The organism is Elusimicrobiota bacterium (assembly GCA_016218575.1).
Taxonomy (GTDB): Bacteria; Elusimicrobiota; Elusimicrobia; order UBA1565; family UBA9628; genus JACRDN01.
Window position 1 is genome coordinate 235,042 of the sequence record JACRDN010000019.1, and the last position, 22,510, is coordinate 257,551.

4 protein-coding genes are annotated in these 22,510 nt (G+C 65.0%); all 4 read left to right on the top strand.

What is annotated here, in order from left to right:
* The first annotated feature begins 128 nt into the window (after positions 1-128).
* The 4 genes from HY921_09345 (at position 129) to HY921_09360 (ending at position 22,480) form a co-directional block, all read left to right on the top strand.
* Positions 129-7,472: a hypothetical protein gene (locus HY921_09345; GenBank protein MBI5631076.1), complete on the top strand. Its 7,344-nt coding sequence runs from the start codon at positions 129-131 to the stop codon at positions 7,470-7,472.
* A gap of 195 nt (positions 7,473-7,667) precedes the next feature.
* Positions 7,668-8,585 carry a transposase gene (locus HY921_09350; protein MBI5631077.1) on the top strand — a complete coding sequence of 306 codons (918 nt, stop codon included), beginning with the start codon at positions 7,668-7,670 and terminating at the stop codon, positions 8,583-8,585.
* Between the two features lie 159 nt (positions 8,586-8,744).
* Entirely contained in the window at positions 8,745-21,233 is a 12,489-nt protein-coding gene (locus tag HY921_09355; protein ID MBI5631078.1) for a hypothetical protein, read from the top strand.
* A gap of 47 nt (positions 21,234-21,280) precedes the next feature.
* Entirely contained in the window at positions 21,281-22,480 is a 1,200-nt protein-coding gene (locus tag HY921_09360) for a hypothetical protein (protein MBI5631079.1), read from the top strand.
* Positions 22,481-22,510 lie beyond the last annotated feature (30 nt).

Genomic DNA, 22,510 nt, shown 5'->3' on the forward strand with positions numbered 1-22,510 from the left:
AAATATTTGCCTTACAGCAAAAAAGTTAATTAGGTCCTTTGGGTTATAAACCTAGGCCCAAAGGCCCGCTTAAGCCCTAGGTCCTAGGGCCCTGGGACCGCCTCGAAAAGCTAGCTAAACTCTAGTCAATGAGGCGGCAATTTGCGCCCGAGAAATTCCTCTCCTTGGCGCTTTCGGCGGCTCTCGTGCTGTCCGGCCCGGGGTTCCAGGGCTGGCTTCTATTCGCCGAGGTCCCGGCCGCCCAGACCGTCCAGAGGGTCATAGACCCCAGGACCAACCGGATATACAAGCTCGAAAGGCCGGTGGTGAGCAATATCCGCCTTCTCCTTAGCCGCCCCGACATCTTAAACCGCCTGGACCCGGAGTTTCGCCAGCGCACCTTCGAGTTTTTGAACCGCGCCGGCGAGCTCGCGGGAGGCTCCCCGGATCTGGTGGAGAGGCTTTCCAAACTCGAGAGCGACCTCCAGAACTTGAACGGCCGCGACCCCGGGATCCTGCTCACCCAGGCCTTCGCTAACTCGGCCTACCACGCCGGCAAGGCCGAGGGGGGGCGGGTCCATACCGAGTCCCTCGTGGAGGACCAGTACGAGAGACGCTACCGGGTCAATAACTCCCACATCGGGCGAACCCAGCAGGACGTGGACATCCAGGAGATCAAGCACGGCTTCCAGCGCTTCGTGGTGCGCCAGCCCGACCCCAAGCATCCGGGGCGCGAGGTCATCGAGCAGGTCGGCTACCAGGCCTACGAGCGCGGGGCCGAGAAGCAGAAGATCGCCTACAGCCGGACCTTCGCCGAGATGCTGCGCCTGATCATCCGCTTCTTCCACGACCGGCCCGACATCAAGGACCTCTTGGACGACGGAAAGGTCCCGGAGAAGAGCAAGGAAGGCTTGAGGCGTGAGCTCAAGCTCATCCAGGCCCAGTTCCCGAAGGAGCTCCTGGGCTATGAGAAGGAGTTGAAGCTCCTCGAGGCCCGCATCCAAGAGTCCCCCGATCTCAACCCCGAGGAGCTGAAATTCGAGGCCAAGAGGCTCGAGGGCATGCAGGCCCGCATCCAGGCCTTCTACAACAACAACCAGCTTGAGATGCTGCAGAAGACCTTGCTCGCCCAGTTCGTCTTCTACTTCACCATGATCTCCGGCACCTCCTTCAACCCCTTCGACAAGAAGGACAACACCGGGGTGGACCTGACCCGCATGAGCCTAAACGATATCCAGGGCATGCTTTCCAACTTCGAGCAGGGCTGGATCCCGGGGACGGGCTGGATCCCCTGGAAAGCGAGTTGGAGCGACATGGACTCCAACAAGCACCTGAGCTTCGAGCTCCAGATGATCGCGAGCGAAGCCATCCAGTACCTGAACTTCGCGGCCGACGCCCAGAGGCGCCTCTACAGCCCGGAGAACATGAGGAAGGCCCTATTCAAGCCCGAGCTCACCAAGCAGGACCGCGAGGCGACCTTGGCCGAGATGGACCGCTGGGTGCGCCTGGCCCAGCTTCACATCCAGCGCTTCGAGGTGCAGAGCCTGGCCGTCCAGGTTTGGCGCCTCAAGGAGAGGAAGCTCAAGGGCGAGTTGGGCCTGTCCAGCGAGGACCCGCTCATGATCAAGCAGGCCGAGCGCATGATCCGCACCGCCGAGGCCGAGATTTTGCCCGAGATGAGGAAGCTCGAGGGCTCCTCGCGCGAGTCCCTCATCCACGAGACGGCCTACGCCTTCTCGACCGCTTTGTACCGCGCGCGCTACGCGAGCACGAATTTGGAGGCCTTGGAGGATGACGTGCATGAGCTCCTGGCCCAGGCCCGGCAGATGCGGGCCCTCTTCCAGGCCAAGCAATTCAACATTTTCCTGTACTCTCCGGAGATGCGGGCGAAGTTCTCCGCGGCCCAGCAGGCGCAGGGCAGTCTTTACGCGCAGTTCCTGGGGAGCTTATCCCCCCAGGCCAAGGAGACCTTGGCCATCTTCGACGCTCTCCTCAACGACTTGCAACGCCTCCAGCAGAAGGGCCTTTCGGTCTCGCAGGTCAAGGACAGCCTCTACCCCATCCAGCTCCAGCTTAAATCATTGGTGGCACTTCTGGGCATGTCCTCCATCCCCAACCCCGAGGGCCTGAAAAAGGAGGCTGACCGGCTCAAGGTCTACCAGGCCAACCTCGGGGCCGTGGTGCAGAGCTTCAGCACGAATTTGCGGCTTTTCGACATGTTGAACGAGCTCCAGATCTACATGGGCATGTACGGCAGCTCCAAGTGGAACGAAAACGAGAAGTGGTACGAGCTCAAGCAATTCGACAGGTTCTTCAACGGCATCACCGGCGGCCTGCGCGACAAGGCCGGCGAGGAGACGGCCCGGCTCATGGACCCCGAGGCCTGGGAGGTCTTGAAGGGCAAGGAAGGGGTGAGGCTGGACGCCATGGACCTCCTGCGCAAAGGGCGGTTCAACGAGGTCCTTTTGAAGCTCGCCGAACTCGACCCTAGGGGCGCTGAGACCGCGCGGGTGCGATTCCTTCGCGACCAGCAGGACCCCGAGCTCGATCTTGACATCGTCTCGCTTTTGAGCAAGGGGCCGAGGAGCCCCGACTCGGCCGCGGCCGTGGGGGCCCTGAACGGGGCCTTCGAGCATTTGACCACCTATATCAAGGGCTTTATGATCGGGACCGCGGCGGTGGACGCCGTGGCCGGGACCTTCGCCATGGCCGGCGTGGGGCCGCTCATCGCCAAGGCCTTCACCGTGGCCGGCCGGGCGGCCCTCGGGGTCTCGCGCCTGGCGCGCCTGGGGGCCCTCGGGCGCATGGCCGAGAATTTGGGCATGCTCCAGCGCATGATCGGGTTTGCCGGCAAGCTCTCCCCGGGGCTTTTCCCCGGGACCTTTCGGTTCGCGGGGAAGATATTGACCAACGTGGGCCGCAACATCCGGGTGACCTTGGGCCTTCCCGCCAATTTGAAGGAGGCCATGGTTAAATCCCTAACCTTGAGGGGCTTTGCTAACGTGCTCCTGAACGCGGGAAAATTCCAGATTAGGAACACCATCACCATGGCCTTGGCCAGCGCCATGATGTCGGAGGGCATCCACCTGTGGTCCCCGGAGACCTCGCCTTTCAAGGACTCCCAGGACGCCATCACTCAAGGCCTGGCCGGGGGTGCCGGCTTCGGGGCCAAGACCGGCTTCCTGCTCTTGGCCAACCCCTTCCCGACCACGGCCTTCGGCAAGACCGGCTTCGGGGGCGTTATGCGCCGCCTGGGAGAGTCCAACGGCCCCCTCGAGGCCTGGGTGCTCAATCCCCTGGCCCGGGCCTTCACCCGCGCCCCCGGGGAGACCGCCATGGCCAAGGTCGGGTTCTGGGGCTCGGCCATGCAGTGGGCCGAGAACCTCTCCGGGGCCGGGCTCAAGGTCGGCGGCCGCCAGGTCTGGGGCTCGGGGCTGGCCAGCCAAGCTTTGCGCCAAGCCGCGCAATGGCTGGTCTTCGCCGGGTCTTTCGTGGATGGGGGCCTCAAGTATTTCGCCGCGGCCGAGATGAGCAAGGAGCTGGCCACGGTCGGGGGCTACGGCTGGGCCGAGCTTCTCCAACCCGAAAGGGACCGGGGGGATTTCGCGGCCTCCGGCCACATCAACCGCCTCACCTACGCCCAGTCCTGGGGCGACGGGGCCCAGCAGGTGTCGTGGCTGCTTCTACCCACCCAGCCCCATGTCTCGGTCGAGAACATGAGGGACTGGAAAGAGAGCTCCCGTGCCCTGCACACCTTGAACAAGCAGGGCCGGCTCATGGATGTCCTCGGCAAGGACGCGGCCCTCGAGGGGAGACTTCACGTTAACAAGCCTCTCCTGCAATGGGGAGTAAAGGAGTTTCTCGGCTTCATTCTAAACCGCACCTGGGGCCGGGTCCGGGGGCACCCGCAGATTGGGCGGCCCAAGGACAAGCTTGACATCTCCCCGGAGCTTCAGGCCATGGTGGTGGAGAGGATTTGGAAAAGCCTCGGCCGTCAGGCCTACCGCTTCTCGATTGCCGATCTTATCGCCATCCGCTCGGCCCGCGAGGAGCTCTTCAACTCGGAGCGGAGCATGGAGGAGGTCCTGGCCGTTCTGGGAAGGGGCGACGGCTCGACCGCCGAGGAGCGCGAGGCCGTCAACTTCCTTCTCCTTCCCAGGCTGCGCGAGTCCGCCGATCAGATCCTGAGAAAGCGCCTGGGCAGCTTCTGGAACCGGGGGCTGCTCAAGGACATCGTCCGCCAGGTGCGCGAGCACGAGGCCGGCTCTCTTTCCGGCATCGAGGTGGAGGGAACGCCCATCTCCAATCCCGACGTGATCAAGGACTTGGGCGACCTCGCGGCCTGGATACTCATCGAGAAGGCCCCGATCGGGGAAAGCAAATGGGCCCCGAGACTGCACGCGGCCCTCACGCCCAACGCCCCCATGAAGCAGAAGGCGATTTTAGTCGTGGATAGGCTGGCCGCGCGGATCGCCGCGAAAAACAAGGCCGCGGGAGGAAGTCTCGAGGCCGAGGAAATCGCGGAGATGGTGGAGCGGGAAATGGACGATTTCCTGAAGGCTTACTCCCGCCCCGGGCGCGGCAACTTCCGCTGGGCCTTGGAGCGCCACCGAGGCTCCTTGCAGGGAGACGCCTTGGACCGCTACAACGCGGAGAGCTTCCTCGAAGACGCCGTGAGCGGGAAGTACCGCGACGTTGACTCTCCCCAGGCCCAAGCGCGGGTGGAGCGGGCCGTGGCCCTCGCCGCGGCGGCCCTCAAGACCCACGGGATCGTGGACGCCCACGGCAACAAGATCGCGGAGTACAAGGACGTGCAGACGAATATTTTCAAGGACTTCCTGCGCATATTCCAGCAGGAGGGAGGCGACGTTCTGAAGGCCCTCAAGGTCTACCTCTTGGCTCACACCGGGGCTGGGAAATCCGCCATTTCCATGATCATGCTCATGCCCTTGGCTCGGGCCGTCGCCAAGAAGGCGGGCCTGGAGGGGGTGGACTACAACACCCACGGCGATCTCCTGCGCGCCCAGGCCCAGGGGGTGTACCGGGCCTATTTCAAGGGGCGCCTGCCGGATTTCCGCATCCAGAGCTACAGCGATCTCGTCCTCGAGGACTTGATGGCCATCGAGGAGGGAAACCCCTCTCCCGTGGAGACGCGCTTCCAGATCAACGACGAGTACGACCAGATATTCCTCGAGCCTCCGACTTCCCTCGGCAAGGACTCCGGGAAAATGTCCTGGAAGAGCCCGCTCTGGGAGGCCCACCGCAAGGCCGTGGAGCTCATAGACGCGCTCCACGCCAAGACGCGCCTTGAGGGCGAGCATTTCGCCAAGGAGCTTGAGCGGGGCGGGGACTTGGCCAAATCCTTCGATGAGGTCGAGGCCCAGGTCCTGGGATTTTTCCGCCAGGCCTTGAAGGAGCAGAAGAAAAGCCGCGATCCCGAGCTTAAGAAAGAAAGGGGAAAATTCTTGGACTTGATAGCGCATATGGAGCGCTACGGCTTTTCCCTCAAGGGCTATATCCGCAGCAACCTGATTGACTTCTACAAGACCGCGGGGATCAAGGACCCGTCCTCGGTGATGCTGAAAAGGCCCCAGAGAGGCGGCTCCGCCGACCCCGCCCGGGCCGGCGAGCAGCCCGCGGAGAAGGGCGATGGCACCTTGGCCGTGCACGGGGGCGGGACGGCCGTGTACTCGGCCCTGGACACCGGCGGCCAGAGGATTTACTACGACGTCAAGGAGAACGCCGACATCACCAACCCCTACGAGAACCTGGCCATGACGGACGCAGCAGGGCTTCTCTCGAGGACGCGCTACATGGTGGCCCTCTCCGGCACCTTGGCCGAGATGCTGCGCCCCATCCTCGAGAGGTACGGGGTGCTGGTGCGCGGGCATTGGTCGCGGAGCCTCGAGGGCCGCACCGTGATGGGCAAGGACCGCCGGGAGTCCTTGGAGCTCATGACGAGCTACGCCCACGGCAACGCCGCGGGCGGCGGCCGGAACTTGTCCATGATCCTGATCAAGACCAACGGCGACGCGGACGCGGTCGAGAAGCTGCTCGTGGAGCGGTATGGGGTCCGTCCCGAAACGATCGTGCGCCACCGGGTGGGAGACACCTTCAAGGCCGAGAACCTGTTCATGGGCGAGGAGGTTCGCCGGGATAAAAATGAGGCGGCCTTGGAGGACGGCACGGCTCGGTATGTTCTCTTGACCGTGGGGGCGAGCCGAGGCCTGGACATGCTGCTCAAGACCTACGACCGCGTCAACCTCTACATCTTGGGCAAGGAAAACATGTCTTTGTCTGGCTATATCCAGGGCAAGGGCCGCCCGCACCTCGACCGCCTGGCCCCGGCGGCTTTCAGCGACGTCTACGAATTCACCGACGCCCAGAGCCTGTCCGAGTACCGGACCTACCGCGAGACGAGCCGCTGGCTCCTGGGCCTGGCCTCGGAGGGGCAAGGTCCCGAGCTTGCCGCCTCCATGGCCGCGAAGATCCGCGAGGAGTGGCTGTCGGCGGGCAAATACTCCAAAGGTGCGCTCGACAAGATTTCGGACGAAGCCGTGGTGCGCCGTTATCTCGGCGAGACGCGCGAGACGGTGGCCGAGGGCCTGCGCGAGCAATGGGCCAAGGAGGAGCCCGCCCGCGCCGCCGAGATCGCGGCGATGCCGGCCGAGCGGATCACCCGGGAGTTCCTCGATATCGTGGTCGCCAGGGCCAAGGCCGAGCACGTGGAGGGGATGGAGAAGCGGCTTTCGGAGCAGTTGAGGAAGGGCCAGCTCACCCCGGAGGAGGCCGCGCGCAAGCGGGCCGACATAGAGCTTGTCCGCGCCGAGCTCAATACCATGCCTCACGATGAGGCCCTTCAGTGGGCCCTGGAGAATCCCTACTCCATTTCAAATCCTAAGGTCTTGAACGCGGCTCGCGAAATGGTGCTGGCCCGGCGCTTGAGCCAGGCATTCCAGGACGAGCTCGCGCGAGCCCAGGCCGGCGATCCCTCGGCCCTGGAGAGCCTGTTGAGCGATTCCCGGCTCTACGACATGGTGGCCTCCCAGGTCCAGCGCCAGGTCGAGCTCTCGGACCTGACCGGCTCCGGGATCATGCGGGTGGAGCGTATCCTAGAGCCCGAGGACATCCAGGCCCTGATGATAGGGGCCATCAGCCTGGTCTCCGGAGCGGGCATGGTTTGGACGCTGGCGCATATCCCCTCGTACTTCGCTTTCCTGCAGGGCTGGCTTCCGTGGCTGGGGGGCATCAACATGATGGCTCCTTGGAACGGGGCTTTGGCCTTGGCCGCGAAGGTCTCTCCAAGCCTGGCGGCGGGGTTCGCGCAATACGCGCCGTATTCAGTGCCCCCCCTGACTATGATGACCGCCTGGCTCTTTGGCTACCGGCGGAGCGCCATGGGCCAATTGGCCCCCGAGCCGAAGCCCTTTTACAAGGGCGGGCAGGCCAAGGCCGAGCCGCCGCCGGACGACGGCTCCGAGAAGCCGAAGTAATTCGCAGGCGTCCTGTCGGATCACGCTAAGGAGGCCTCTTTCGGTCTCGTGGTTCATGCGGGGCCGGAGCATCGTTTGTTGGGGCCTCGGATTATCGCCCTTTCCGCGAGAGCTTTCTAGGTCCAACGGGGAAAAGGGGCATGGGCCCAAAGACTGTTTAACTTTTTCAAAAACGCGTGCCTGGCACCGGAGGAAATGTGCTATCCTGAACCCAACATGGGAAGGCCCAAGCGCATCCAGTTTCCTGGAGCCTGCTATTACGTCATCCTGCAGGGCAACAACCGCCAGGACATCTTCCTCTCCAACCAAGACCGGCGCTATTTCCTAAACCTCCTGCGCTCCTACAAGGAGCGCAGGAGCCTCAAGGTCTACGCCTTCTGCCTCATGGCGAGTGAAGTGCACCTCTTGATCGAAACCCAGCACGCCAACCTTTCGACGGTGATGCAGGGCTTCAACACCGGCTACACCAAGTACTTCAACAGCCAGCACGACAGCATGGGGCACGTGTTCCAGGGTCGCTACCGGGCTCTTCTGGTGGACAAGGACAAGTTCCTGGCCGAGACCACCCGCTACGTCCACCTCCGGCCGGTGCGGGCCGGACTCAAGGAAAAGCCTTGGCGCTACGTCTGGTCGAGCTGTGCGGCCTACGTGGAGGCCCACAACCCCGACCATCTGGTGGACTCCGAGGCCGTGCTCAAGCCCCTGGCCAAGACTCGGCTTGCCCAGTCCGTGCGCTACCTCACCTACATCAAGGAGCGCCTGAAAAACGCCCACCAGTTCGAGCTCCCCGTCCAGGACGGGGTGATCGGCGGGGAGGAGTACCTGGCCAAGCTCGCCAACATAGAGCCCGTTTCCCCGGCTCTGGCCCGCCCGATCGTGGTTCAGGACGCCAAGCGCATCCTCTCCGAGATGGCCGTCAAGCACGGTATCGAGGAGGAGCGGCTGGTGGGGCGGCTCCAGTGGCGGGAGATCACCGCGGTCCGCCGCCAGGCTATTTACAGGATATGGAAGGAAACCCGGATCGGGGTGACCGAGCTTGGCCGGCTCTTCAACCGCACCCCCAGCGCGGTTAGCCAGCTTATCCGGGACATGGAAGCCCCGACCTCCCGGTAGCCAAAAAACCGCGTTTAAAGTCATTTATTTAACCTTTTAAGCCTGGCACTATTAAGAAAAATGGGCCTAAGGTCCTATATAGGCCTGGGCCTATTGTAGGGGTTTCCCCGCCCCAAGGGCCCAGGCCGGGGAGCCTGCTAAAGGCTATCCTTAATCCTGATGGGGTGTCGAAAGGCCGGTAAACGGCTCGGTTGGCTTATGGCCTGCCTGGGGCTGGTTATTTTCCAACTACGTCCGGACGTAGTCGGGGCCCAGCCGCCGGCCGGCGGCCAAGCCCGGGTTTCCGCCCTCCTGGACGCCGTAGAAAAATATAAGGTTTTTTTCAAAAAAGACCCCCACAATCCCGCCACCCGCCGCTTCCTGCCCGAGCTTCACGAGATCAAGGAGGCCGCTTTGGCCCCCGAGGCCCCCCGGGACGTGGAACGGCTCGAGGCGCGGTTTTTGCGCTGGAAGGATGCCTTCCTGGCCTATCTTCGGGGGCTTTACGGGGAGCGCTTCGCCCGGGACGCGGCGGGCTTTGAGGCCGCGGCCCAGGAGCGGTTGGACGCTCTCATCGCGATCCGGGATGGCCGCCCGACTTTGGGCCGGGACCCCCGCCTTCTGGCCGACCTCGAGGCCTTGAAGGACGCGGTAAACCAAGGCGTGGACCCGGGGCGCCTCAACCGCTACTACGACCGCCTGGGCCTTTCCAGGCCCTTGGCCCGGCGGGACGGCTCCATCGCCGCGGCGAGATTTTCCCGTGGGCGGGCTGGGCTGAAACAATACCGGAGGAACCTCTCTTCCAGGGGAGCAACGCCGCCCACGGCGCATACTTTCAGTCCCAGGCCGAGCGACGCCCCGGCATCGGCCTGGGACTACTTGAAGAAGGCCTCGGAGTGGGTCGCAAACGCGGCCAAGGCCGTGGCCCGACCGTTTTTCAACCTGCTGTATAAATTCCAGGACAGCGTGGGGCTCAATATTCTCCCCAGGGCTCCGGCGCCCGCTCCCGCCCCAGCGCCCAGGCCCCAAACATCACCCAAGAGGTCGGCGGCAGCGCCCGCTCGCGCGCCCATTCAGCCGCCCGCCGCGCCGCGGCGGGAAACCGAGGCCCAGAAGGCACGAGGCCGCGTCGCCGCCCTGAACCGTCAGCTTTCCCGGGTCGAGGGCCAGATCCAGCAGGCCCGCGGCAAGGAGAGCCCCGTCACCGAGGCCGAGAAGGCGGAGTTTGACCGCATTTGGGGGGAGCTCGATCCCAAGCGCCGGGAAAGCTATATCCGCTCGAAGTTGGGCCAAGGCCATGACCTGAAGAATCCGAAGCCCCGGGATTTGCAGGACATCAAGGCCCTGAAGGCCCTCCAGGACTACTACAACGGCCTGCTCCTGCCCGGCCAGGCCGATCAGCCCGGGCTCTGGGAGAGCCTGGAGCTCCGGCTGGCCGAGCAAATGTCCCTAAGGGACCGCCTCAAGTCTTTGGCCGAGAAAAAACCCCTGGCCCGAGACCAAGGGGCGCTTCCCCGCGTGGCTCCGGAGACGGTGCAGAAAATCGAGGGGCTTCTCTCCGAGGTCGAGCGCCTGCGCGGGGAGGCCAAGGGGGAGATGGCCACTTACGAGGCCCTCTCCCAGCTTCTGGCCGCCGTCAACAAGGTCCGCAACCAGGCCTTGCGCGAGCGCCGCGACGCCAAGGAGATGCTGGCCTTCGAGAAGGATATGTCGCGCCTGGCCACGGTGATGGACCTGGCCTTCGCCATGAACCAGATAGACGCGGCCGAGAAGGTGATCCACCAAATGCTCGAGCTTCTCGAGGCCAAGCTCGCCAAGATCGGGGGGGCGCGCCAACAGAACCAGGAGGCGGCCAAGATCGCGGACGCGAATCTCGCCGAGCTCGAGAAATGGAAGGCCGAGGCCCAGGATGAGATCAGGGCCGACGAACAGCGCAAGGCCGACATCGCCAAGTACTGGGAGCAGACGGGGTTGGCCCAGCAAAGCATCGGCCAGTTCCGCGTGGAGACCGCCAACCTTTTGGATGCGATCCGCCTGCGCGACGGGGGGGACAGCGGCGACCCCATCGCCGAGTACCAGGACAAGATCCGGAAAATCGCCGAGGTGGCCCAACAGCGGCGCGAGGGCTCCGACGCCTTCTCGCTTGCCACCCTCCAAGCGAACCTGGACCGCATCCGGAAAAGCCTCAAGCTCCTGAAGGAGGGCGTGGCCCAGCTTGAGTCGGAAAGAGACCCGGTGGAGGGCGCGGCCGTGGCCATTTTCATGGTGGTCAACGAGCCGGAAGTCAATTACTCCGGGAACCTCAGCCAGGCCTTGGACCGCGCCAATCTGCAGAGGATACTTTCCGAGCGCGAGGCCTATTGGCAAGGCCAGCTCCGGGACTTCGAGAAAAACTCGAAGTCCCTGGAGAATCTTTTGTCGCGCTCCAACTCCGCCATGACGGCCGACGAGTTCGGCTACCGCCACAAGGAGTCCTTGCCCCTCTGGCGCGATGAGGAGGCCCAAATCCTGGCCCAAGCGCAGGCGCAGGTGCGCGAGCTCACCGCTGATATAGACCAGCGTGCGGCCCGCATCAACGCGGTAGCGCAGTCTCATATTCCGAGCCTGGGGAACCTAGGTCTCACCGAGCTCCAGAAGGCCGTGAAGAGCTACGGGGACCATTTGCGGGTGGTGAAATTTCCAGATCGAGACGACTTGGAGACGAGCAAGGCCCAGGTGGACCTCATCCATATAGCGCGGCTCCTGCCGCAGGCGGCCGACGAGCTCATCCGCTGGTCGCGGGCCGACGGGACCATCAAGGCCATAAATGACGCCCTTCCCAAGATATCTCCGGCCCAGGCCAGGCTCCAAGCTCTCGTCCAGATGGGACGCGACATCGTGGAGGACATCCATCAAGACCAGGTCCTCATCAACAGCGACAAGGCCTTCTCCCGGAGCCGCGAGGAGAACCAGGCGATACTTACCCGAAAGACCATCCTTCTTCGCGACAAAATGAAGCCCGCCTTGGAGGGCATGGAGGAGATGCTCTCCCTGTCCCTCATTCCTTACGTCAAGGACTCCCTCTCCTCGCTGCGCTCCGATTCTTCCGGGGACTTCTACAAGCTCTTCGACGCCCAGCTGGGCCTCTATAGGGAGATCAAGAAACTCTACGAGGAGACCATGCCCTGGGCTTTGGCCAGCCATGGCGCCGCCGAGGGCAACAGGAGCGAGGCCGCCGCGAAGGTCGCGGCCTGGAGAAAGCAGTTCACCGACAACTTGAACGGCTACGACGACGCCCAAGGGCATCACAAGGGCGTCGAGGAATTCCTGACCGAGGTCAAGAACCGGGACAATCCGGATTTCAAGGGCACGGAGGTGCTCTACGGAGAGCTTCAGCCCTTCAGCCTTCACAGAAAAATCAAGGAATACGAGAAGGAGCGCGCCGAGAAAGCCCAACAGTTGAAGGCCCAACATGCCGAGGTCAATAATATTCTCGCCGAAATAGAGAGTCTCTCCAAGGCCCGCTCCGCGGGCCCTTACAACCTCTTGGCCTATCGTCTGCCCACGGACATCAGCGCGGACTCGGCCGGCGCCGAGCGGGTCCAGGCCCTCGTCAACAGCCCCCTCATCTATAGGCTGGGCGACGAGCTTAGGCGCATCGGTGTCGAGGCCAAGGCCGAGGCCGGGGCCGAGGATACCAATTTCATTCCTGCTAATGACCAGCTACTCTCCGGCACTCAGGAAAAAGTCAAGGTTTCCGCCATGGGCAAGATCGCGCTCTTGGCCAAGAGCGCGGGCGCGCGCCTGGTGCAGTCCTCCGAGATAAAGCCCGGAGGGGCTCCGGCCTCGACCGCGATGGCGCGCTTTCTCTTCGCCGACGGGATTATCAAGGCCTCGCAGGACGCTCTTAGGGATCAGATCCCCCGGGCCAAGGACTTCCTGACCAGGGCCAAACAAGTTCTCGAGCATGCCGTCGAGCTCTCCCGGCTGGACGAGGCCTACCTCAACGGCAACGGGGAGACGGCCGAGCCGGTGTACGCCCGGCAGCTCGGCCTCTACGCCGAACTGCACTCCTTCTTGAGGGAGGGGCTGGACTTCTTCGACGTGAAGGGCCAGTGGAACGAGGACCGCTTCAAGGTCTTAGACAAGGTCCGGGAGTACTACCAGGGACTCAAGGACATCGGCCAGGGGGGGCTCGAGGTCAACGGCGGGGAGGCCGAGGCCGCGCGGAAAATGCAGGAGGTCCTCAAAAAGACCTTCGACCAGCTCGAGGCCAACCGGGCCAAGGTGGCGCGGTGGCTGGCCCAGTTGAACGATCCCCACGAGTCGGCCGTGCGCCGTCCCCTCATCCGGATCTCCGAGATCATGAAGGAGACTCGGGCCGTCCTCGAGGCCAACATCAACTACCACGACTTGAAGGACCAAAGCGGGCGCTCGCGCCAAATCCTCTCGGCTTTGCTGGGTCAAATCGAGGACAAGCAAAACGAGCTCTCCGAAGTCCTGGCCGACCCCGCGCTCCAGGACGCTTTGCCCGCGGCCTTGGTCTCGCGCATCGAGAACCTGAGGCTCTCGCGCGGGATGTGGGCCATGCCGGGCGAGGGCAAGGACAAGGGCGCGTCGGCCTTGGTGGTGCGCAAGTCCGAGTACTCGGCCTTTCTCGACGGGCTTCTCAAGATGATCCGCCCGCAGGGCGCCTCGCAGGATCTCTCGGCCATTAAACAGGGCCTTTTGGGCAACCCGGCGGGGCTTTCGAGCTTCATCCCCCAGGCCCAGGTCCTGGACTTCGGGGACTCCGCGGACGGCTTCTATCTCGTCTACCAGACCCGCTTCTCCGTCCCCAACGGGCTCGAGACGGAAAGCTGGGTGACCTTGGGCAACATCGCCCGGGTCCTCGGCAACAACGTAAGCGTGGTGGGCTGGCAGTTCGCCAGTCCCCCCAACGACCGCAACGCCCCCTACGGCGGCAAGGGCTTCGGCGTGCAGGTCGAGTCCATCCAGGGCCGGGACTGGGTCAACTACTTCATGATCACCTTGCACCGCTCGGTCTTGAACGTCCCCAAGGAGGCCACCTTCGCCTCGCAGAGCCAGGAGGTACGCGTCCAGGTGTTCGAGGACCACGCGCGCATGCTCCTGGGCGACACCCTCTACGTGGCCGCGGCGGGATACGCGGACTTCGCTTTGAACCACCCGGAGGAGCATCCTTATTATTACGGGGGCAACTTCAAGACCTCGATCAAGTTCTTCCCGGTCATGAGGCTCAACTACGAGCACCAGGAGCTCTGGGCCAAGGACCCGCGCAAATTTGATCAGGAGGTGAACCTTGACTTTGCCCACTACGACGAGTTCTTGAACAGGACCTTCCACATCCATGCCGAGGGCGCCAAGAAGCATTTCTCCCGCGACCAGCTGGGCCCGAGCTTCGACATAGGCTCTCTTCTCAACTCGGAGGACACGTTTACCTTGGACCTGTTCCTGGCCAGAAGCGGCGGCAGCGACGACATCACGCAGAGGTCCGCCGGGATCACCGTGCTCAAGGGATTTACCTTGCGCGACGACAAGGGCAAGCCCTGGATGCTCGTCAACAACGAGGCCACGGTCGAGCTCGGTGAGAAGTACCCGACCTACGTGGACCGCCTGGCCGTCAATCTCCTCGACCAGGGCCTGGTCTTTAACGCGGAGGGCCGGCTCCTGGGCAAGGTCGGGGCCTACCATGTGGGCGTCTCCAAGACCCTCGACCAGGTGACGACCTTCAACGTGGGCTACGGCAATCCCTATCCCGGCGCCCCGCCCCGCGCCGAGGTCATGATCCGCACCTCCCAGGTCCTGGGCGAGCTCTGGGACAAGGTGACGGGCCAGGCCCGCCAGGACCTCCACGGGGGGGAGATCCTCAAGCCTTTCAACGACCGCTTGGACGAGTTCTACAAGGCCGAGGAAGGCGGCCCCTCGGCCCGCAAGGTGGCCGAGCTCAAGCGGCTCTTTGAAACTGACGTGGCCCGGCGCCTGATCAGCCAGGACATGGGAATACTCGCCCGCGACATTCAAGCCCTGCGCAAGGCCGGGGCCATCCTCGACAACACCCGCATCGAAGGGATGGTGGGTTTCGTCTCCAAGCCAGTGGCCGACGGCCAGGCCGAGAAGGCCCTCACCGGAGGCCCGTCCCTGGGCACGCGCACCGAGCTCACCTTGAGCCGCGAGCAGAGGGGCCTTATCCAAGCCAAGGCTCAAAGCCTTTACCGCGAGGGCCTGCGCCTGCAGATGCGCCTTCTTGAGCTCGCCAAGGAGTGGCAGTCCACCGTGGTGGAGCTGGCCCAGGCCCAGTGGGAGCTCAAGCTCGCCAAGTACATGGCGGAGCGCGCCCCGAGCCCGGCCCTGCGCGCCGAGGGGGAGGTCAAGGCCGCCCAGGCCACCGCGCGCCTGCACCAGGCCCTCATACGCTACAACGTGCTTTCCGGCCGGCCTCCCACGGCCGAAAGCCCATTTAATAATTTAAACGCGCAAGATATAGAGGCGCTCCTCGCGGAAATAAGAAGCACCATCGCAGTTCCGGAACGTCTAAAGGAAATTCTGCTGTCTTTGAACCCCGAAGAGCTGGAGAAACGTCTAGGAACGAGCTCTTCCAATTTCTTGAACTGGATGACTTGGGTCGAGAAGCTTACTCTAGCCGTGGGGGTTCAGATTCAGGACCATTTGGCCGGCCAGCTCACCGGGGCGGGCCTCACTCTCAGCATCCCGGTCTGGGACCCCAACTCCAAGGCGGCGGATAAGGCCTTCGCTTTGGAGGGCCGGGCCGCGCTCGCGGAAATGAAGGAGGCCTACCTTGGACAGCGCCTGGCCGCAGCGCAGAGCTTTCAAAGCGGCAAGATGTGGGACGCCGCGGCCGAGCAAATCGCCCCGCGCCTGCCCCAAGCGGCCTGGGACCTAAGCCAGGCCATCCGGGGATACCGCAACGGGCTCGTCAGCGCCTCCGACCTCAAGAAGGCCTTCGACTCCTGGCAGTGGTACGCCGAGACCGCCTTGAAGGCCCGCAGCCAGGCCAGCCTTGCCCAGGCCTGGGCCGCGACCGAGCAGGGACTCCTGCGCGAGCCGGAGCAAGAGACCTCGGTTTTTCGATTGGACTCCCTCGGCCAGGCTTTCGACGGGGCGGTCCGGCGCTCCTGGACCTTGGAGGAGGTGGGCCTGCGCCAGCTCGCCGCCAAGGCCATGGGCGAGGCCAACGCCTCCCGCATCCATAAAATCCTCCTCAACCTGAGCGTGGGCGCCAACCTCACCGCCTCGGGCGCGGGCTGGATCCCCCAGTTCGGGATCACCGGCATTCCCGTTTGGCCGATGCTCGGCTTCGAGTTCAAGCCAGAGGAGCTCAAGGATTTGCAGGTGGCCCAGGCCGAGGGCGAGGGGGAATACTACCAGGCCTTGAAGGCCAAGATCGAGGCGGGCCTGGCGGTCCAGCTTTACCAGAACATCGTGACCTTAAACAGTGCCGAGGCCGCCGCCCGCGAGCTCGAGAGCGGCCCCATGACCGACCAAAACCGCCTCCAGGCGGGCGAGCTCCGGCTGGGGGCGCGCCAGGCCCTGGCCGCGATCAACTCGCTTTTGGGACGGCACCCGGAGGCGCCCCTGGAGGTTTCGCTTTCCTCCGAGCGGGCTTTGGAGGCCCTGCGCGGGATTCTCGCGGCCAAGGACCCCCAGGCCGCGGAGCGCAAAATACTCGAGGCCCGCCTCAAGGTGGCGAGAAAAGCCGAGGAGATCGCCGACAAGGGCCTCAAGATCGAGCAGTTGGCCTTGGAGCCGGTTTCCCTGGCCATGCGCTACCTGGGCCGCCTCGTCAACGCCCTGACCAGCCCCGAGGCCGCCGACCCGGATCTCGTGGCCGCGACCCGAGCCCAGACCTTGGGCGAGGAGCGCGCCTGGGAGGCCTTCCCGGAGATACTGGAGCAGCAACGGGCCAAGGCTCAAACCGCGCTGGCCTTGGTCCGCGCGGAGATCGCGCGCCTCCAAGGCGGCTCGGCGGCCGCGGGGCGCTCGCGCCTGGCCTGGCTCAAGGGGCAGGAGCTGGCTTTGAGGGGGGCTCTCCTCGTCCTCGGGGAGGAGCCCCGCCCGGCGGCCGCATCCCAGCCCCTTCCGGCGAGCTTCGAGAGCCTGAAAAGCCTCCTGATCGAGAAGGAGAGGCGGATTTCCGCGAGGGCCCCGCGCGAGCCCGCCTCCATCGCTTTGCCCGACAAGGTGGAGCACCGGGCCGCGGGATTTCTGCGCTACTTCTACGCCTGGCAGAGCTTGGGCAAGGAGACAGTGGACAAGAGCTATATCGAAGGGTGGCTTGAGCTGAGGCTCAGAAGCCCCGAGACCCCGCCCGAGGCCCTGCTCCATTTGGCCAAGCTCCGCGAGGAGAAAATGGACCGGCTCTACCGCGAAAGCCTGGCCCAGGCGGCCTCCCGGGCCGAGATACTGACCGAGAATTTCGCGGCCGGCGTCAGGCTTTCGCGCATGGCCAAGGACCCCGAGGTCCTGCGCCGGATCGGGGAAAGGCTTTCCTCCCAGCGCGCCGAGATCGTGGCGTTGTTGGGTCTTGACCCGAGCACTCCCCTGGCGGCCCTGGCGGCCTTGGTCCCGGAGTCCGCGGACTTCGCGGCCGAGCTGGAGAGAACCCAGATCCCCCGCCTGCGCGCAAGCCTCTTCGAGGGCGGGCTCCCGGAGCCGGGCAAGGACGAGGACGGGCTCATGTCCCAGATCCGGGCCGACGTGCTCGCCGAGCGCATGAGCTACAAGGGGGTCACCCCCGTGCTCGCCTTCGGCCTTTTCCGCGACAGGTTCATCTCCGGCGCCTTCCTGGAGGCCCCGGACCCGCGCGCCATCGAGAGGGAGCTCCGGAACATCATCTCGGAGGCCTTGAGAAAGGAGCTGGAGGCCACGGGCCGGATGCGCGAGCTGTCCTTGAGAATGCACTCCTTGATGAGCCGGGTGGAGGACGGGGCGCGCAAGGTAGAGGCCGAGCGCCTCCTCATCGAGGCTGCGGCCCGGGAGTACCGGGCCCTGACCGGACTTTCCTACTCTCCCGCGGATATGGGCGAGGCCGACGCCGCGCGCGAGCGCCTGGCCGCGGCCTGGCTGGCGTTCTCGGATGGCGTGGCGGAGTTCAAGTCGAGCTTCATCGAGCTCGTGACCGAGCTCGAGGCTTTGGGGGCCGAGCCCTCGTCCCAACTGCGTCCCTTCTCGGCCCCCTTGGTCCGCGACGCGGCGGGCCTGCGCTCGGACCCCAAGGCCGAGCTCCTGAGCTATTGGGCCGAGCGCCTGGCAGACCCCGCCTTCGAGAAGGGTCAGGACCTGGTTTTGGACGGGCTCGGCGGGCGGATTCCGACGGAGCTGCGGGCGCGCCTCTCGGAGCGGGCCCGGCTCCTGCGCGAGGCCTTGAGGGACGCCCAGGCCGTGAGGCTGCGCGATTTCACGCCGGCCGAGAGGCTCGAGCTCTTGAGCTTGAACGACGTCCAGGGCAAGCGCGAGGACTTGATGGCTGTCCTCTCCGAGGTCCTGGCCGCCTTGGGGGCCTTGGACGTAAAAGAGAACCCGGCCTGGGGCGGGCTCCTGAATTTCCTCAATAAGGACCTCGAGGCCTCCATTGCTCGCTCGGCCCAAGGCCGGGCGGATTACGTCGAGGCCGCAGCCGAGCTCCGCCAGGCTTATTGGCACGCGGTTCCCGCCCCGACCAAAGTGGAGGAGTCGTTCCAACGTTTGGAAGAGTTGAAAAGTCGTGTGGTAGAGCTTCGCCAAATTCTTCTTCAGAACTACTTACTGGACAGGCGAGAGGATCCGCGGTTTTTCCTCTTGAAGGACATGCAGCTCGACGCTTACCTCCGGGCCCAACAGGACTTCGACGCGGAGCTTGTGGCCGCGCTCGCGACAAGGCAGGTGAAGGAGAACCAAAGCCTGGCCCGGGGCTTGGACGGGCTCTACGACGTGGGGCGGGTCTTCGATCGCGCGATCGCCGCGCGCCGCTTCGGGCGCGGGATGCTCGCCTTGGACGCCCTCGTCATGCTGGAGGAGGCGAGGCTTGCCTCGGCGCGCTGGAGCGGGCGGGGTGCGGCTGAGATCTCCGCCATCGGAGAGGCTTTGGGCCGACTCAAGGAGACGCGGGAGCGTTGGCTCAAGGGCGGCTCGGATATGACCCCGCTCTACGCCGTGACCGGAGTCTCCAAGGACGGCAAGAGGCTGTGGACCATAGACGGCTGGCTTACCGCCGAGGAATTCGAGGCTAAGAAAAAATCTGGCGACATCCTCGAGGAAAGCGGGCGCTATTTTCTCCAGGCCGCCCCTGGCCGCGGGCGCTACGAGGTTCTTTCGGGAGCCGACCAAAACGATTTCCTGCGCGGCCGGGCCGAGGAGGGGCTGGCCGCGGCCCGGCAGTCCGCGGCCGTTCGGGAAAGGATGAAGCGCCACGACTTCGCTCTCGACCGCCCCGCTCCCGATGGGAAGGAAGGCTACTCCGTGGCGGAGATATTCGGGACGGGGGGCAAGCACTCCCAGGGGCTCGTCCTTTTCTTCAGGGCCCCGGCCTCGGGCGACCGGCCGGGGAGCCTGCACGACGCCTTGCACCCCCTTGCGGCCTTGAGGGAGGCTCCAGAGAAGTATGTGATGTATCTGTACGCCGGCGGCGCAGCGCCTCCGCGCGGGAAATTCCCCACCCTCGAGAGTCTTAAGGGCTCTCCCGATTTTAAGAACTTTCGTCAACTGCTTCTCTCCGCCTCGGGAGCGACTGCCCTCAAGGCCGCCATCGAGAGCCGCCGCGACCTCGAGCTGCGCCGAGGCTACCTGGAGTTGAAGCTCGGCGGCTATGGATTCGCCCGCGACGCTCAGGGAAATATCGCGGATATGTACCTGGGGGAGGATGATTTCAAGGCCTTGCTCAAAGCCTTCGCCCACGCCGAGAGGGACTTGGAGAGGGCCAGGGAGGAACTTGCCAAGTCCCAGGCGCGAGAGAAGGAAGCGGAGGATGTCCTGAGGGCCCGGGATGAGGAGAACCGCAAGGCCGGGATAGACTACCAAGCGATGGCGGCTCTTTGGCGCGAGCGCCTGCGCCAGGAGGGCCTCCTTCAGTATCCCCAGAGGGAGGGGGAATCCGATGAAAAATACCAGGCCCGGATTTCCGCCGAGATCGAGAGGCGCCTCGTTAAGATCCCGGATTTCAAGAAGACCCAGGAGCTTTACGCTCCCTTCGCCAAGAGGTGGACCGAGGCCGCGGAAAAGCGGCGCTTCGCCGCGGCCCGGGCGGCCAACGCGGCCAAGGCCGTGAAAGGGGCCGAGGAGCTCTTGGAGCATTCCAAGAATTGGAGCCTCTACGAGAGCCGCGACATGATCTTGGGCCTCGACCGGGAGGGCCGCCTCGTCTCGGTCAAGGCCGAGCCCGTCTACGGCCCCCAAAGGCTCGATGCCTTCATCGGCGCGGGCGAGGTCGCCGTGAGCATCCAGGGCGAGGTCTGGGTGGCCTTCGCGGACGCCGAGGGGCGGGTCAAGCGCTATTACCAGGACCGGGACCTGGCGGTCAAGGCCTTGGCGTCCTGCCGGATCAAATCCGTGACCATGGAGGCAGAGGACGCTCTCGCGGCCTCCGGCCGGAAGGCCAAGCCCTATTTCCGCATGAGCCATTACGAGGACCCCGAGAGCGGACTTTACGCCCTCATCAACGGCCGGTATCTGGCCGAGCGCGCTCGCGGCGCCAAATCGCAGATCGGGAGCGCCCGCTCCTGGGGCGTCATGCCCTGGAATTGGGGCAACATCGCCCTCGAGATCCCGCGGGGCCTCGTCGGGACCTTGAAGGAGGTCCTGCTCGGGCAGGACATGCTGCAAGACGGCTACTTGGGGCGGATACAGGCCTACAAGACCGAGGGAGTCCTGACCGAGCGCCACGGGTTCTTCCGCCAAGTCCTCGGGGCGGTGGATCTCCTGAATCTCCTGCCCGATCCCGTGGGGAGGATTTACGACCCCAGCCAATTCCCGGCCGAAGTGGAACTCGACTCCCCGATAAGGCCCGGCCAGAACATCTCGGCCAAGGGCATGCATGACCCCAAGTCGAACAAGGACGTCAAGTACGGCGTCAAGTCCCTGCAGAGGCTCTGGGCCCAGAATCTTCAGGATGTGGCAGCCCTGCGCCTGCGGGTCTTGAGCCGCTTCCAAGGCGGCTGGGAGGAGGTGTCCATTCAAAAGGTGCGCGGCCGCGCCGGCTCCTACGAGGAGTCCTCCCGGAGCGCGGGGCTCGGGGACAAATCCATGGAGAGAGAGCTTTCCGATCCCTTGATTTCTCAGGACCCCCGCTCGGACGGCACGGGGTCCGTGATTATCTCGGGCGATCCCGGGCACCTGGCCGTGGACCGAGTCCAGACCGAGGTCAAGATTCGCCCGGGCGCTACGCAGTACGAGACCCAGAGCCGGGCCTTGGACGGTTATGCCGAGAGGCTCGCGGCCCTCCCCCAGGCGGATGAACGCGCACCCGCCGAGGAGAAGGGCCGCCAGGAGCGGGCTCTGGCGCGGGAGGACGGCAGGCGCGGGACCTTGAGTCGGGCCGCGGACGCGCTCACGGCTCGGGCCCACCGGATCGCGGCGCGGCTGGCAGCGCAAAAAGCCCTGCGCCGGCATGTCGAGCGCCTGCGCCGTGAGATCGAGGCGGCGCGCCGAAAAATGGGCCTTTTGGCCCCGCAAAAATAGGACTAAAGACCCATGGTGCGGCGGGTAATTTGGTTTAAAATAAGATCATGAAGCTCGCGGCCGCTCTCATTTTTTTGGCGCTTCCTCTTAGAGCCGGGCCGATCGTCGGCGCGCGGCGCGGCGGCGCCCTCCCCCAGGCCGGGGTCGGTGTCCTCCCTGCCCGCGGAATTCCCGGCGTAGGCGGGTTCGACCTGAGAGCGCCGGCTCAAGCAGGCACCGTCCGTTCGCAGGCGCCTGGCTTTGCGCCCGGTCAAGCCGCCGGCGGATCTCTCGTTTCGGGCCGCGAGCTGCGACTCGAGGACATGGTCCTGCCGCGGTCCGCCATTCAAGGCGCGGCCGATGTTCCGGCCTCCGCCTCGCGATTCTCGTCCGCTCGATGGGACGCGGGTTGGCGCGCGCTTCGGCGGGAGAGCCGGTCCGCCCCGCCATCCCCGGCCGGGCGCAGCGCGGACCCTGTCGCCGGGGCCGGTTTCGCGCCCGAGCTTGAGTCGAGTTGGGCCTTGGAGTCCGGGCGTTGGGACGAGGCCTCCGAGCCCGGTCGGGAAGTCGGTCTTGGCGAGATTGCGTCCGTTCTCGGGGGTTTTACTCCATCGCGCGGTATCGGAGCGCATGGCGGGGCATTCGGAGCCGCCCGAGCCGAGGCCCGGAGGCCGCGGGCGCGGCCTGTCCAGCAAGAATTGTCCTTGGCGATGGCCGCTCCGAACGCCGACGGCCTGTCCGGCCGAGCTCCCGAAGTCTCACGGGCGCGGGCTTCCGAGGGGCCTGGGGCTTTGAACGATTTTCCGGGCCCGGTGGCACGGCTGGCCATCACCACGGTGGGCAATGGGCTTGGATTTGCCATCGCCGAGGTCCCGGCGCGTCGGCTGGCCCAAGCCGGCTTGGCGGCAAGCAGCGAAGATCTAAGCGCGGCCGTGAACGCGGCCGCGCTCGAGGTTGTCTCCGTTGTCTCCGCGAGATCGGCGCCTGCCGTCCCCCTCCTCGAAGCCCGCGGCCAGCCGGCTGAAGCCGAGGCGTTTTCATCCGCGGCTGGCGCAAGGAACGGCCCTACGGCTTCCTCCGCCGCGCGCGAGGGCCGCGCGTCTAATAATATCCTGCGCCGGATCGTGGCGGCCCTGAGATTCTCTGCCGAGCCCGCGCGGGCGTACGAGGGGGCCTCTCCCCTCTCGCCGCCTGCTATCCCCTTGGCCTTCGCCTTCTTCTGGACTTTTTTCCTGGGCGCCGCCGCGCTCGCCTTGGATCGGCGTTAGGCGCGAAAGGCGGGGCATTGACTTAATCCG